The organism is Streptomyces sp. NPDC088124, assembly GCF_040685895.1.
In the GTDB taxonomy this organism is placed as follows: Bacteria; Actinomycetota; Actinomycetes; order Streptomycetales; family Streptomycetaceae; genus Streptomyces.
Genome location: NZ_JBFBJB010000081.1, coordinates 22,970 through 38,104 on the forward strand (window position 1 = coordinate 22,970; position 15,135 = coordinate 38,104).

At 68.8% G+C, this 15,135-nt stretch carries 10 protein-coding genes and 3 pseudogenes; 8 read left to right on the plus strand and 5 right to left on the minus strand.

The features are described 5' to 3' along the window. The first annotated feature begins 48 nt into the window (after positions 1-48). The 5 genes and pseudogenes from AB0P17_RS39500 (at position 49) to AB0P17_RS39520 (ending at position 4,194) form a co-directional block, all read left to right on the plus strand. The gene (locus tag AB0P17_RS39500) at positions 49-1,275 is read left to right on the plus strand and encodes an IS21 family transposase (protein ID WP_365819240.1); all 1,227 of its coding nucleotides are present in this window, start codon (positions 49-51) and stop codon (positions 1,273-1,275) included. Between the two features lie 56 nt (positions 1,276-1,331). Continuing rightward, positions 1,332-1,739, plus strand: a pseudogene (locus tag AB0P17_RS39505) (ATP-binding protein); the annotation flags it as partial. 103 nt (positions 1,740-1,842) lie between these two features. Next, the gene (locus AB0P17_RS39510; protein WP_365819242.1) at positions 1,843-2,049 is read left to right on the plus strand and encodes an ATP-binding protein; all 207 of its coding nucleotides are present in this window, start codon (positions 1,843-1,845) and stop codon (positions 2,047-2,049) included. 87 nt (positions 2,050-2,136) lie between these two features. Then, on the plus strand, positions 2,137-3,363 hold the full coding sequence (locus tag AB0P17_RS39515) for a PP2C family protein-serine/threonine phosphatase (protein WP_365819244.1): 1,227 nt from the start codon (positions 2,137-2,139) through the stop codon (positions 3,361-3,363). A 304-nt stretch (positions 3,364-3,667) separates the two neighbouring features. Continuing rightward, positions 3,668-4,194: pseudogene (locus AB0P17_RS39520) on the plus strand (XRE family transcriptional regulator). 104 nt (positions 4,195-4,298) lie between these two features. Here AB0P17_RS39520 and AB0P17_RS39525 read toward each other — a convergent pair. Then, complete coding sequence (locus tag AB0P17_RS39525) at positions 4,299-4,916, minus strand: helix-turn-helix domain-containing protein (RefSeq protein ID WP_365819246.1); 618 nt, start codon at positions 4,914-4,916, stop codon at positions 4,299-4,301. Positions 4,917-5,118: 202 nt separating this feature from the next. Here AB0P17_RS39525 and AB0P17_RS39530 point away from each other — a divergent pair, with 202 nt between their 5' ends. Then, positions 5,119-7,395, plus strand: coding sequence for an MMPL family transporter (locus AB0P17_RS39530; RefSeq protein ID WP_365819248.1), 2,277 nt, complete (start codon positions 5,119-5,121; stop codon positions 7,393-7,395). 84 nt (positions 7,396-7,479) lie between these two features. On the opposite strand, the gene AB0P17_RS39535 is transcribed toward AB0P17_RS39530, so the two are convergent. Further along, positions 7,480-8,652 carry a hypothetical protein gene (locus AB0P17_RS39535; protein ID WP_365819250.1) on the minus strand — a complete coding sequence of 391 codons (1,173 nt, stop codon included), beginning with the start codon at positions 8,650-8,652 and terminating at the stop codon, positions 7,480-7,482. Positions 8,653-9,297: 645 nt separating this feature from the next. On the opposite strand from AB0P17_RS39535, the pseudogene AB0P17_RS39540 reads away from it, so the two are divergent. Next, positions 9,298-9,678 (plus strand): annotated as a pseudogene (locus tag AB0P17_RS39540) (transposase family protein); the annotation flags it as partial. Between the two features lie 10 nt (positions 9,679-9,688). On the opposite strand, the gene AB0P17_RS39545 reads toward AB0P17_RS39540, so the two are convergent. The 3 genes from AB0P17_RS39545 to AB0P17_RS39555 all read right to left on the minus strand — a co-directional run bounded on the left by AB0P17_RS39545 (position 9,689) and on the right by AB0P17_RS39555 (position 14,107). Further along, entirely contained in the window at positions 9,689-10,123 is a 435-nt protein-coding gene (locus AB0P17_RS39545; protein ID WP_365819252.1) for a VOC family protein, read from the minus strand. Positions 10,124-10,565: 442 nt separating this feature from the next. Next, a complete protein-coding gene (locus tag AB0P17_RS39550) occupies positions 10,566-11,438 on the minus strand; it encodes an acyl-CoA thioesterase II (RefSeq protein ID WP_365819254.1) in 873 nt (290 codons plus the stop codon). 95 nt (positions 11,439-11,533) lie between these two features. Further along, positions 11,534-14,107, minus strand: coding sequence for a DUF3516 domain-containing protein (locus AB0P17_RS39555; RefSeq protein ID WP_365819256.1), 2,574 nt, complete (start codon positions 14,105-14,107; stop codon positions 11,534-11,536). Positions 14,108-14,268: 161 nt separating this feature from the next. On the opposite strand from AB0P17_RS39555, the gene AB0P17_RS39560 reads away from it, so the two are divergent. Beyond that, entirely contained in the window at positions 14,269-15,060 is a 792-nt protein-coding gene (locus AB0P17_RS39560; RefSeq protein WP_365819258.1) for a metal-dependent hydrolase, read from the plus strand. Positions 15,061-15,135 lie beyond the last annotated feature (75 nt).

The window sequence follows — 15,135 nt, forward strand, 5'->3', positions numbered from 1 at the left end:
GCCGAGGAAGCAGCGGCACACCATCGATCGGATGAGCGGCGCAAGTGCGTGCTGTTCACATTGCGGATGTCGTACTCGGGCAAGGCCGTCCACCGGGTTTACGCCGCGGCCTCGCAGGAGGCGTTCTTCGAGGGCCACGTTGAGGCGTTCGAGATGCTGGGCGGGGTGCCGACCGTTCACATCCGGTATGACAACCTCAAGCCGGCGGTGAGGCTGGTGCTGTTCGGCCGCTCGCGCACGGAGTCGGCCCGGTGGGCGGCGTTCAGGTCCTGGTACGGCTTCTCGGCGTTCTACTGCACGCCTGGTGAGGAAGGCGCCCATGAGAAGGGCGGGGTGGAACACGAGGGCGGCCGGTTCCGCCGCAAGCACCTGGTCCCGCCGCCTCAGGTCGCGTCCCTGGCGGAGCTCAACGAGCGGCTGGCGGCGATCGATGCGGCCGAGGATGCCCGGCATGTCCATGGCCGGCCCACGTCGATCGGGTTCGACTTCGAGCAGGAACGGGAACTGCTGCGGGCGCTGCCGGTGGACGGGTACGACTGCGGGATCGACCTGACGCCGGTGGTGCACCGCAACGGCCGGATCACGGTCCGGCAGTGCTACTACTCGGTGCCCGCGAAGTTCATCGGGACCAAGGTGCGGGTGAAGCCGCGGGCCAACGAGCTGTGGATCTACGACGGGCGGCAGGTCGTCGCCCGCCACCCGCGGCAGACTCGCCGTTACACCTTCCACGACATCCTTGATCACTACCTGGAGATCTTGCTGGTCAAGCCGGGTGCGTTCGCTGGGGCCTCCGCGCTGGCTCAGGCGCGGGCGGAAGGCGGCTTCACCAGGACGCATGAGGCGTTCTGGGCTGCGGCCAAGCAGAGAGCGGGGGACCGGGAGGGCACCCGGATGCTGATCGAGGTGCTGCTGCTGCACCGGCAGTTGCCCGGTGACGCGGTGATCGCCGGGTTGGCCACCGTGCTTCGGGTCGGCTCGGTCAGCACCGACCTGGTGGCGATCGGCGCCCGCAAGGCGATGGAGAACGCCGAGCCAGACACCTGCGACGGGTTCGACGACGTCAACGGGCCGGTCCTGGATGCCGAGCACGACGACGATCCGGGCAGGCCGGGCCGGGACGAGGCGGCCGGCGGCGGAGCGAAGGTGATCTCGCTGCACACCCGGCGTCTGCCGCTGGATCCGCGCACCGCGTTGCCGGACATGGCCAAGTACGACCGGCTGCTCACGTCGGTGAAGGACACAGGCACCACGAAGCAGAAAGGCACCAGCGCATGACCCCGACCAGGACCAGGCATGCTGACCCGATCGCCCAGCAGGTGCCGCCCACCCGGATGCCGCTGCCCGGCGACCCGGAGGACGCGGCGATCGATGAAGCATGCCGGGACCTGAGGCTTCCGGCGTTCCGTGAGCGGTTCGTGGAACTGGCGGCTACCGCGCGGCGCGAGCAGTCCACCTACAAGCAGTTCCTCCTGGACCTGCTGCAGGTCGAGGTCGCCGACCGGGATGTGCGCCGGCAGCAGCGGCTGGTCCGCTCGGCGAAGTTCCCCAGGCCCAAGCGGCTGGAGGACTTCGTGTTCGAGAAGAACCCCAACGTCTCACCCGAGATCGTTGGCGAACTCAAGAACCCCTCATGGGTACGGGAGGGCCGCCCGCTGGTGCTGATCGGTGACTCCGGCACCGGCACATCGCACCTGCTGATCGGGGTGGGCACGGCGATCGCAGAAGCCGGCCTCACCATCCGCTACACCACCACCTCGGCGCTGGTGAACGAGCTCGCCGAGGCAGACGGCGGGCGCCGTCTGTCCTCACCTGGACAAGAAAGGCGCGAAGCTGCTCTTCCAGATGTTCACAGAACGCGAGGAGCGCAAGGCGACCGCGGTGGCCACCGACTCCCCGTTCGCCGAGTGGGACAAGACCCTCGGCGACCCCGGGCTCTGCGCGGCCATCGCCGACCGCATCACCTTCCGCTGCATGCTCATCCAGACCGGCACCGACTCCTACCGCTTCCAGGCCACCGAAGCCCGCCGTCAGGCCACAACCACACGGTGATGCCCGCTCGCCTGCCCCCCTGCCGTCCTGAGCAGCGTCGAAACGAGGCCAAGGCCAATGGTGGACCGATGAAGGAAAGGCGCCAGAGTGACTGAGCACGACATGACGGTCGAGGGGCTGCTGGCAGCGGTGGAACAGGCGCCACCAGTAGATTCCGTTGCAGTGGTCGCCCAGGCCCTTGCCAGGCAGATGGATGCCCGTGAGGTCCGCTTCTGGATCATCGATTTCACCGGCGACGTCTTGCTGCCTCTACCGGTGGCCAATATCACGGAAGGCGAAGGCGGGGACCAAGACCACATCGACCTTCGCGGCACCCTCCACGAGGAGGTGATCCGCTCCCAGCAACTGCACATCACCCAGACCCCCGAGCCGGTGAGCGGATACCGGGCGCTGGCACCGGTGACCACCCATGGAGACGCCATCGGCATTCTGGAAGTGATCACAGCCGCCCAGCCCAGCCCACGTCACCGCCACCAGATCACGCAGGCCGCCCAAGCCCTGGCCTACGTCGTCACCTCCAACCGGCGCTTCACCGACCTCTACGAATGGGGCCGGCGCAGCATCCCGCCCACCCTGGCCGCTGAAATCCAGCACAACCTTCTCCCACAGGCTCTGTCCTGTGAAGCCGGGCCGGTCACTTTCGCCGGCGCCCTCCAGCCAACCCACGACATCTCCGGCGATACCTTCGACTACAGCCTGGACAGGCACACCCTGCACGTCTCCATCACCGATGCCATGGGCCACCACACCTACGCCGCACTACTGGCCACGCTCATCGTCGGCTCCCTGCGCAACACCCGGCGGGCCCGGGCCCCTCTGGCCGAGCAAGCCCGGGCAGCACACCAGGCCGTCCTGGACTACGGCCAAGACGCCACCGTCACGGGCCAGCTCATGAACCTCAACCTGTCCACCGGCCACGCTCTGTTCGTCAACGCCGGCCACCCCTGGCCACTTCGACTGCGCAACGGCCGGGTCAGCGAGATCCAACCGGCAGTGGACCTGCCCTTCGGCGCACCCTGGGACGGCCACTACCGCGTGCAGGACCTTCACCTGGCCCCCGGAGACCGACTGGTTCTGATCACCGACGGGATGACCGAACGCAACACCACCGCCCTGGACCTACCCGCCCGCATCGAAGCCGACGCCGACCTACACCCCCGCGAAGCCGTCCGCTCCCTCATGCGCGCCCTCCACCAAGCCACCGAAGGAAACCTGCTGGACGACGCCACCGTCATCTGCCTGGACTGGCACGGCACCAGCTCCAGCCCGCACACCAGCACGACCAGCGCCGACACCTCCCCCAACCGCCACTGACGCACACCAGAACACGAACACCACCGCAGCCCGCTCCCAGCACACGGAGTCGGGCTCCTTGGCATGCGCCTGTCAGGGACAACCAAAGAGCCCGGGAACCACAAGGTATCGAGACCGGCGGCCAGGCCAACGCGGACACGCTCGTCCGTGTCCTCACGGACAAACATCACCCGATAGGGGTGGCTCCCGATCTCACCGCCGATCATGATCCGCGGTGCTGTCCATCTCGTGCACAAACGCAGCAGTCTGGCTCCCGATCCCACCGACCAAGTGGCTCCCGTTCACCCCGTCAGAAACAGCGACGATGAGCCTGTTCGGGGACGGTCTGGACGCCGCCGTGCAGAAGGCGTTCACCCGCCCGGCACCCAAGAACGCCGCACGAAAGCCGTCGCTCAGATGCTGCGCGTCTCCGAGCGCACGGTGGAACGGTATGTGAAGGACCAGATCAAAAAGCCTCGCCCGGACCTCGCCGTGCGCCTGGAGCGCGAGGTGAAGAAGCGCCGGCAGCCGCAGATCCGGGGCGAAGGCCAAGGCCAAAGCACCACCAGGGGCGGCATCGTTATCGACACCCGCGCCCGCGTGGGCTGCACCGCGCCCATCGGGTCCACGGACCAGGACCGCATCCGGCACCTGACCGTTGCCCTGCCCCTGCCCCTGCATCACGCCGCCCGCCTCTTCGACGCCCAACAGGCCGGCGCCAAGGATCGCGAGCTCAAGGAGATCGCGGCCGAAGCGCTCAAGGAGGTCTACTTCCAGGACGGCGGCCGCCGCTCCGGAAGCCTGGAAAAGGTCCGCTTCACCGACATCGAACACCTTGAGTTCGACCTGTAGGAACCGGACCCCGAACTGTCCGCGAGCCCCGAACCACTGATGGCCCGGGGCTCGCTCGCGTCTCCGCGGGACCGTTGCGCCGTGGACCACCGTCCCCGAACAGGTCAGGCCCGGAGAGCCGCGAGTGCCAGCGTTGCGTACCGGCGCCACACGTCGTGGTCACGGATGCCCAGTTCGAGCAGTACGTGGGCCACTCCGCCGATCAGCACCAGCAGGTCCATGGTCGTGACGTCGTCCCGGATCTCGCCCCGGTCGCGCGCCGCGTCGAGCCATTTGACGATCGTCGCAGCCGTCTTGTCGTCGAACGGCGGCGCCGACCTCCCGGCGGGCGGCGCCAGGCTGACCGTTGCGGGACTGGTCGCGGCGTGCCACATCGGGGCCTGCGCCATCACGTCGACCAGCAGCCGGTCACTGGCCAGGCGCTCGACGATGCGGTGTATCGCGGCTTCCAGTGCGGCCTGAGGTTCGCGAACGTGCGCGTCCGTGTCCGCGACGACATCGCGCAGCCATTGGACGCGGGTGCCGGTGAGTGCCTCGACCAGGGCGGCCTTGGTCGGATAGCTGCGGTACACCGTCGCCTTCCCGACCCCCGCGCGCGCGGCGACCTGCGGAATCGTGGCGTCCAAGCCGTGTTCGGTGAAGACCTCGACCGCCGCCGCCAGCACTTTGTCGTGATTGCGCCGCGCGTCCGCCCGTCGCTCGCGCCAACCTTCCTCGGTCACGCGGTACCGCCGATGCCCTCGTCATGAATGTCGACGCCGCCACCCTATCCGCTCCACGCCGACGGCCGTGAAGCCGGTTACCAGGCCGGCCGGTGGGGCGGATGTCTGTGACCCGCGCAACATCCGAATAAGTGGACCCTGGGGTCCTGATAGCTTGAAGCGCATCCGGACCTCTGGGTCCACTTCGATGAGGGGATGCGCGATGGCATGGCGGCTGTTCCGGCTCGGCCGGTGGTCCTTCCAGCACCGAAAGTTCGTGAGCCTCGGCTGGTTCCTGGCGTTGTGCGCGATTCTGCTGGGTTCACTGCTGATGTCGGGCAAGACGAACGACAACTTCGAGCTGTCCGGGATCGAGTCGACGGACGCGTTCGAGCTGATCGAGAAGCGCACTCCGGGCGCCTCGGCAGACGGCGCCACGGCGCGGATCGTGTTCGAGGTGCCGGCGGGGGAGTCGCTCACCGACGCGCCCCACAAGCGCACGGTCGGCAGGGCGCTCGCCCGGCTCGACGGCGCCGACGTGCAGGCGGTCGTCGACCCGTACACGGCAGGGACGCTCTCCGCGGACGGCCGCGTCGGGTATGCCACCGTGACATTCACCGAGTCCCCGGCGGATCTCACCGAAGAGGACAGGGACCGTCTTGAGGATGTCCGGACGGCGGCGGAGGGCCGGGGCCAGGACGTCGTGATCGGCGGCGATGCCCTGGCTCCTGAGGCACACTCACCCGTGGCCGAACTTGTCGGCATCGGCGTGGCGTTCCTCGTTCTGGCGCTCACGCTGGGATCGCTCCTGGCGGCTGGGATGCCGCTGCTCACCGCGCTGGTCGGGGTGGGTATCGGCATGTTCGCCGTCTCGGCTCTCACGATGTTCGTCGAGCTGTCCTCCCTCACCGGGTCGCTGGGCACGATGCTGGGACTGGCCGTCGGTATCGACTACGCACTGTTCATCATGACCCGCTATCAGGCCGAGGTCCGAGCGGGCCGCCCGCGGGACGAGGCGGCGGGGGTCGCGGTCGGTACCGCGGGCTCGGCCGTGGTCTTCGCCGGCCTGACGGTCATCGTCGCCCTGGTGGGGCTCTCCCTGGCCGGAATCGGGTTCCTCACCCAGATGGGCCTCGGAGGGGCGTTCACCGTCGCGCTGTCGGTGTTCATCGCGCTGACGCTGCTGCCCGCGCTTCTCGGGTTTGCCGGCGCCCGCGTCGCCCCCAACCGGGCGCCCACCGGCGCGCGTCCCCGCCCCGTGAGGAAGCGCGCGACCGCGCGCCTCTGGGCGGAGGCTGTCGTACGGCTGAAGTGGCCGGCCACAGTGGTCGGCATAGCGGCTGCGGCTGTGGTCTCGATTCCGGCCCTCTCGATGCAGCTCTCGCTGCCGGACGACTCCACCAAACCTACCGGCAGTGACGCGCGCGTCGCCTACGACCTCATCTCCGACCACTTCGGTCCCGGCGCGAACGGACCACTCGTTGTCGTTGTCGACACCCGGGGAACCACGAGCGCGACGGCTGCCCGGGCGGCCGTCGCGCTGGCCACCGAGCGGATCGACTCGCTTGCCGCCGGGAGCGGGTCCGGCGTCGCCGGGGTGATTCCCGCAGTGAGCGACGACACGCCGGAGTCACAGCAAGCGCTCGCACAGCAGCTTGAGATGTCGGGCATCGCGACGATGACCGTGATTCCGACGACAGGCCCCGCTCAGCAGGAGACGAAGGAACTGGTCGCGGACATCCGTGACGCCGTGAGCGACCTGGAGGCGGCCAGTGGGGCCCGTGCCCTGGTGACGGGACAGACTGCGGTCGGCATCGACATCTCCACCGAACTCCGGAACGTCTTCCCGGTCTATCTGACCGTGGTCGTCGGCCTCGCCGTCCTGCTGCTCATCGCGGTCTTCCGGTCGATCTGGGTGCCGGTCAAGGCCGCACTCGGGTTCCTGCTCTCGGTCGGAGTGTCACTGGGGGCCACGGTGGCGGTGTTCCAGTGGGGCTGGTTCAACGAGCTGGTAGGTATCGACGGCAGTACGCCGGTGCTCTTCATCCTGCCGATCCTGCTGACCGGCATCCTGTTCGGACTGGCAATGGACTACGAGGTCTTTCTCGTCACACGGATGCGCGAGGCTCACGTGCGGGGCACGCCGGCCGTGCGCGCCATCGTCGACGGCTTCGCGCACAGTGGCCGCGTCGTCGCGGCGGCAGCGGTGATCATGGTGGGTGTCTTCGCCGGGTTCGTCCTCACCGACGACATCATCCTCAAGACGATCGGATTCGCTCTCGCCATCGGTGTCCTCGCGGACGCGTTCCTGGTCCGCATGCTCATCGTGCCTGCCGTGATGGCGATCGTCGGCGAGCGTATCTGGTGGATGCCGAAGGCGATGAGCCGGGCCGTGCCCAGCTTCGACATCGAGGGGGAGCAACTCGCCCGCCGTCTCGAGGAGCAGGCCGCCTCCGGCTCCACCCGTCCCGGCGTGCGAGTGCCGGCCAACGCGGGCTGAGAGGCAGCCCCCGCCGACGGAGGCGCGGCGGGGGCCGACCGCCCAGCGGGGCAGGGAGGTTCTCGTGGCGATCGGGTGGCGCGATCAGCGATCGTGGAGAAGGGCGACCGCTTCGGCGAAGTCGGCATGCGCGGGTTCGAAGGATCGTGCCGCGACGAGGAACATCGACCGGTCGGTGAGGGCGCGGGCGAGGCGAGCGTGGTTGTCGGGCAGGCGGCGGGCGAGCGTGACACCCTCGTCGAAGTACGGTGTGAACCGGTCCTCGAAGAGGTAGGGGTGGTCGCCTTCGCGGACGGCCGCACGGATGCTGATCCTGCGTTGGACGTCGACCAGTTCGGGCAGCCGGTCGGCCTCGCGCAGTCTCGCCGCCTCCGCTTCGAGGCCTGGCAGCATGCCGAGAAAACTGTCCCGCACATCGCGTGACCATCGGAGGTCCGTGCCGAACGGCGGCATCGGGGACTCGGGGCTCGCGGCGGGTTCGGCTGCCCGCCCCGACAGGACGAAGAGCGTCCTCCACCACCCGAGGATGCAACTCCAGTCCTTCGGCTCACCCGTGGTCGCGAGCTCCTCCAGGACACTCAGGGCCTGTCGCCGGGCGGCCGCAGCACTCGCCCCATCCCCGGCGTCCTCCCGCATCCGAGAGAAGTGAACCAACTCCCAGGTGAGTATCGCCAGAGCGGTGTGCTGTTCGGCCGCCTTGCGCCGGGTTTCCTCAAGAAGCTTGCTGAAGACGGCTGATGCGGCGTCGTACAGCCCGGCGCCCTCCAGATTCGCCGCCCACCGGACCATGTTCCAGAAGGAGTGCTCCCGGATTCCGTTCCGGGCGGCCTCTTCGTCGAGCTCCGCGGCCTCCCTGAAGTATCCCTCCTCGGCCAGAACGCTCGCCAGGGGCTCGCTTCGGCCGGACTCGGCCAGCTCCTCACAGATCGCGCGTCCTTCCGCCCTGTGCCCGAGGGCGAACAAGGAGGCCTGATAGGCGTCCAGGGCCCGGTGCAAGCGCTCCGCCCGGTTCGGCGCCCCGGCCTCTATCCTGCGAGCGGCCCGGGAAGCCTCGGCGGCGAGCGCGAGGTCCACCTTCGGATCCCGGCTCTCGTGGCGCAGCGCGAGCAGGGCGTCGACCAATTTCGGCATGTATGCCTTTGGAGTCACTTCGGCCAGAACCCGGTACGCGCGGGCCAGTTCGGCCCGACTCGGCTGACCGGACCCCAGCAGCAGCACGCGGGCCCGAAGCACCGCGTCGTGATCGATCGCCACCATTTCCCCTGTCTGTGGATGACGCACGAAGGAGATTCTGAGTGGCGGGGAACGGACCGGACAAGCCTCGCGAACTGTGCGTTCCGTCCTACGAAAAATGGCGCCGGCCTGTCATGATGGACATGCTTTCGTCCTGAATCCACGAGGGGGGAGCCGCACCGGACGCCTCCCGCACCGCACACAAAGGGCAGCATCCGGCACGGCCTGCGTCTCGGGCAGCGGCAAGACCCTGTGGCGGGGACGACCGGCGTCCGTGCCCTGGACGGCGGCGAGTTCGGGCAACCGCACCTGGGCCTCCAGCAGCACCGCGATGCTGTGCCTCAAGCAGCCGGATGCATGACGCCGAAGCCCGAAGTGAGACCGCCGAGGGCCACATCGCCAAGCACCCCCCCCGGCCACCCGGCAGCCTCTTGACCGTGTGGGTGTTGATCACGGCTCCACCGCGTGACTGCCGGGCGAGCCGGATGAGCATCAGCCGTCCACGGCTTCAAGATCCACTGCTATCCCTGTCGGCCGTATCCCTGACCCTCTATCCGCAGGGAGTGCACCGTTGCCGTCGCGCGGAACGCAGAAGTGCCGAAGTGCGGCGGCGCTTACGTCCGGCTGTGGCAGCCGGCGCCGACAGCTACAGCCGGGCGGCCTGACCGGCTGCCTCCCACCCGCAACCACCAGGTCGTCGAAGAGTCGAAGAACTATCGCTGCTCGACCAACCACCAGGTGGTCATCGACGCCGACACCCGCCTGGTCGTGGTGGTCGGCCGACCACTGCCGGGCAACCGCAACGACTGCCGGGCCTGGGCCGAGTCCGGTGCGCAGCAGGCGGTCGGCATCACCACAACGATCGCGGACGGCGGCTACCTGGGCTCCGGCCTGATCATGCCGCACCGCCGGGGCAAGGGCGAGGAACTGCCCGACTGGAACCAGGCACACAACAAGAGCCACAAACGGGTCCCCGCCCGCGTAGAGCACGCCTTCGCCCGTATGAAGACCTGGGAGATCCAGGGGAGACGGCTCCCCACCTCGCAGTCTCGGAGGAGATTCAATCGAGGCAGAACTCGTTGCCCTCAATGTCCTGCATCACAATGCAGGACTCGTTCTCGCCGTCGGCACGCATCGTTCGCACATGTACCGCGCCGAGCGCGACCAGTCGTGCGCACTCGGCCTCGAGTGTGGCAAGACGCTCCTCACCCACGAGCCCGATACCGGCCCGCACATCGAGATGCAGCCGGTTCTTGACGACCTTGCCTTCGGGAACTCGCTGGAAGAGCAGGCGTGGGCCCACACCTGAGGGATCAGTGCACGCGAAGTAGATCACCTGCTCCTCGGGCGGCAGCGAGCGGTGGTACTCCTCCCACGTGGCAAAGCCCTCCGGGACCGTCGGTACGACGTACCCCAGCACCTCACACCAGAAAGCGGCGAGGCGTGCAGGTTCCGCGCAGTCGAAGGTCACTTGGAACTGCTTGATCGTTGACATCGGCGCACGATAACAGGGGGCCTGCTCATCGCCCCGGGTGGGTAGGTCCGCCCGTTGTCGGCAGGAGGCCCCTGCTTCCGCTGCTGTGTCGTGCGGTCGCAGGGGTGAACCGAGGTCGGTGTCCCCAAAATCGGGGGACCTGGGATGCGATCCCGGCCGGCCAATCTCGTGCTGCCAAAGATCAGTTACGGGACAACCTGAGCGGAGACCCCCATCGGCAGGATCGGCCGGCGTGCTCCACGCCTTACCCGGCAGGTGGACCCCAGGGTAGGCCTGCTGACGCTGAACGAGGTCAGCACCCGTGCCGGTTCGGCCTGGGCGGACGACGGACGTCAGCACGAGGTACGGGGGTTGAAGCACCGGGCCCGGGCCGATGTACGGCCGGTGCCGATCTCTCCGGAACCGGCCCACGGCGCACTGCGTGGGTATCGGTCGGCGCAGGTCAGCCGTTCAGTCTGCGGAACAGTCCCTCCTGCACCACCGACACCAGCAGCCTGCCCTCCCGGTCGTAGATCCGCCCCCGCGCCAGACCCCGGCCACCCGTCGCGATCGGCGACTCCTGGTCGTACAGGAACCACTCGTCCGCGCGGAACGGCCGGTGGAACCACATCGCGTGGTCCAGCGACGCCATGTCGAAGCCCCGCGGGCCCCACAGTGGTTCGACGGGGATGCGTACCGCGTCCAGGAGGGTCATGTCGCTCGCGTACGTCAGCGCGCAGGTGTGCACCAGCGGGTCGTCGCCGAGCGGTCCGACCGCGCGCATCCACACCGCGCTGCGCGCGTCCGCGCCGCTGATCTCCTCCTTGGTCCAGCGCAGCCGGTCCACGTACCGGATGTCGAACGGCTGGCGCCTGGCCATCCGCTCCAGCGGTTCGGGCAGCTCGCCCAGATGCTCGCGGACCTCCTCGGCGACCGTGGGCAGCGACTCGGGGTCGGGGAAGTCGAGCCGGGGCGGCAGCTGGTGCTCGAAGCCGCCCTGCTCCGGGTGGTGGAAGGAGGCCGTCAGGTTGAAGATCGTCCGGCCCTGCTGGACGGCGGTGACCCGGCGGGCGGTGAACGACCGCCCGTCCTTGATCCGCTCGACCTGGTAGACGATCGGGACGCCGGGTCGCCCCGGCCGCAGGAAGTAGGCGTGCAGCGAGTTGACCGGCTGGTCGCCGTCGGTGGTGCGGCCGGCCGCGACCAGCGCCTGGCCCGCCACCTGCCCTCCGAAGACCCGCTGCAGGGACTCCTCGGGGCTGCGCCCGCGGAAGATGTCGACCTCGATCCGCTCCAGGTCGAGCAGGCCGACCAGCCGCTCGGCGGGGTTCGTCATGGTGGCGCCTGCTCCCGTTCTCGGTTCACGCTCGTTCTTCGGTGCTGTACCACGCCGTACAGCCATAGGTGCGTCGGACGCACATCAGAGGTATGTCAGAGCTGGCCCACGGACGTGACACGTACGACCGCGAGCCCCTCCTCGTCGGAGGCCGCCAGGTCGACCTCGGCGCCGATGCCCCAGTCGTGGTCGCCCTTCGGGTCGGCGAAGGTCTGCCGCACCCGCCACAGCCCGTGCTCCGGGTCCTCCTCGATGGCCAGCAGCTTGGGCCCGCGGGCGTCCGGCCCGGTGCCCAGGTCCTCGTACTCGTCCCAGTACGCGTCCATCGCCTCGCCCCAGCGGTCCGCGTCCCAGCCCGACTCGCCGTCCAGCTCGCCCAGTTCGTACACCTTGTCCAGCGCGGCCAGTTCGACCCTGCGGAACATCGCGTTGCGTACGAGGACCCGGAAGGCGCGCGCGTTGGCCGTCACCGGCCTGACCTGGTCGGCCTTCTCCTGCGCCTGCTCGGCCGTCTCCACCTCGGGGTTGGCCAGCTGCTCCCACTCGTCCAGCAGACTGGAGTCGACCTGCCGGACCATCTCGCCCAGCCAGGCGGTGAGATCCTCCAGGTCCTCCGACTTGAGATCGTCCGGGATGGTGTGTTCCAGCGCCTTGTACGCGCCCGCGAGATAGCGCAGCACAATGCCCTCGGTGCGCGCCAGCTCGTAGTGGGAAGTGAACTCCGTGAAGGACAGCGCCCGTTCGTACATGTCCCGGATCACGGACTTCGGTGAGACCGGATGGTCACCGACCCACGGATGGCTGGTGCGGTACGTGTTGTACGCGTGGACGAGCAGCTCCTCCAGCGGCTTGGGGTACGTGACCTCCTGCAGCCGCTCCATCCGCTCCTCGTACTCGACACCGTCCGCCTTCATCGCGCCGATCGCCTCTCCGCGCGCCTTGTTCTGCTGGGCCGCGAGGATCTGCCGCGGATCGTCCAGCGTCGACTCGACGACGGAGACCATGTCCAGTGCGTACGAAGGCGATTCGGGGTCCAGCAGTTCGAACGAGGCCAGTGCGAACGTCGACAGCGGCTGGTTGAGCGCGAAGTCCTGCTGGAGATCGACGGTCAGCCGCACGATACGGCCCTCCGCGTCCGGGGTCTCCAGCCGCTCCACCACCCCGCCGTCCAGCAGCGAACGGTAGATCGCGATGGCCCGCCGGATGTGCCGGAGCTGCTGCCTGCGCGGCTCGTGATTGTCCTCCAGCAGCCGGCGCATCGCCTCGAACGCGTTGCCCGGCCGGGCGATGACCGACAGCAGCATCGTGTGGGTGACCCGGAACCGCGAGGTCAGCGGCTCGGGATCGGAGCCGATCAGCTTGTCGAAGGTGGTCTCCGACCAGGCGACGAACCCCTCCGGCGCCTTCTTGCGCACCACCTTGCGGCGCTTCTTGGGGTCGTCGCCCGCCTTGTTCAGCGCCTTCTCGTTCTCCACGACATGCTCGGGCGCCTGCGCGACGACGAAGCCCGCCGTGTCGAACCCGGCCCGCCCCGCGCGCCCCGCGATCTGGTGGAACTCCCGGGCGCGCAGGGTGCGCACGCGCGTGCCGTCGTACTTGGTGAGCGCCGTGAACAGCACCGTACGGATGGGGACGTTGACGCCGACGCCGAGCGTGTCCGTACCGCAGATCACCTTGAGCAGCCCCGCCTGGGCCAGCTTCTCCACCAGACGGCGGTACTTGGGCAGCATGCCCGCGTGATGCACGCCGATGCCGTGCCGTACGTAGCGGGAGAGGTTACGGCCGAACTTGGTGGTGAAGCGGAAGTTGCCGATCAGCTCGGCGATCCTGTCCTTCTCCTCGCGCGTGCACATGTTGATGCTCATCAGCGACTGTGCCCGCTCGACGGCCGCCGCCTGCGTGAAGTGCACGATGTAGACCGGCGCCTGCCGGGTCTCCAGCAGTTCGGTCAGCGTCTCGGTGATCGGGGTGAGGCGGTACTCGTAGCTGAGCGGCACCGGCCGGGTCGCGGACCGTACGACGGAGGTCGGCCGGCCCGTGCGCCGGGTCAGGTCCTCCTCGAAGCGCGAGACGTCCCCGAGCGTCGCGGACATCAGGACGAACTGGGCCTGCGGCAGCTCCAGGATGGGGATCTGCCAGGCCCAGCCGCGGTCCGGTTCGGCGTAGAAGTGGAACTCGTCCATCACGACCTGGCCGATGTCCGCGTACTTCCCGTCGCGCAGCGCGATCGACGCCAGCACCTCGGCCGTGCAGCAGATCACCGGGGCGTCGGCGTTGACGGAGGCGTCGCCGGTCAGCATGCCGACGTTCTCCGTACCGAAGAGCTTGCACAGGTCGAAGAACTTCTCCGAGACCAGTGCCTTGATCGGCGCGGTGTAGAAGGTGACCTTGTCCTGCGCCAGCGCCGTGAAGTGCGCACCCGCCGCGACCAGGCTCTTTCCGGAGCCGGTGGGGGTGGAAAGGATCACGTTGGCGCCCGAGACCACCTCGATCAGCGCCTCCTCCTGAGCCGGATAGAGCGTGATGCCCTGGCCCTCGGCCCAGGAGGAGAAAGCCTCGAAGAGGGCATCGGGGTCGGCGTCCGGCGGCAGGCGATCGATAAGGGTCACGCCCCCATCTTGCCTTCCTTCCGGCCGGATGAGGGAACCGGACAGCGGGCAGAAGATCAAGAGCGATACGCTGCCGTGTCAACTGGGCATCAGGACAACTGGCTTCAGGGCCCGGCTCGAAGCCCCTGAGTCCCATGACACACGGCTCACGCGCACGGCTTCACCGGACAGGGCTTCCGCACAGGGAGCTGGACGACAACTGAAATGGGACGGGTACGACCATGATGGGACCGGCACACTCGCTGTCAGGGGCGGCGGCCTGGCTGGGGGTGGGCGCCGCGGCGGCCGCCACCGGCCATACGATGCCCTGGCCCGTCCTGGTCGTCGGGGCTCTGATCTGCGCGGGAGCCGCGCTCGCCCCGGACCTCGACCACAAGGCGGCGACGATATCCCGGGCGTTCGGCCCGGTCTCGAAAACGCTCTGCGAGATCGTCGACAAGCTGTCGTACGCGGTCTACAAGGCGACCAGGAAGCCCGGCGACCCCCGCCGGACCGGCGGCCACCGCACGCTCACCCACACCTGGCTCTGGGCCGTCCTGATCGGCGCGGGCGCCTCGGCCGTCGCGTACACCGGCGGCCGGTGGGGGGTCCTCGCCATCCTCTTCGTCCACCTCGTCCTCGCGGTGGAGGGCCTGCTCTGGCGGGCCGCCCGGGTCTCCAGCGACGTCCTGGTCTGGCTGCTCGGCGCGACCAGCGCCTGGATGCTGGCGGGGATCCTGGACCAGCCGGGCAACGGCGCGAACTGGCTGTTCACCGACCCCGGCCAGGAGTACCTCTGGCTGGGCCTGCCGATCCTCCTCGGCGCGCTGGTGCACGACATCGGCGACGCGCTGACCGTCTCCGGCTGCCCGATCCTCTGGCCCATACCGCTCGGCCGCAAGCGCTGGTACCCGCTCGGCCCGCCGAAGGCGATGCGCTTCCGGGCCGGCGCCTGGGTGGAGATGAAGGTGCTGATGCCGGTCTTCATGCTGCTGGGCGGGGTCGGCGCCGTATTCGCCCTCAATCTGGTCTGAGCGCCATTACGGAGGACAGCTGAGCCGTGGGCCGGTGACCCGGCGCCACGGCTCAGAGCCTGTCGGGTGACCTCT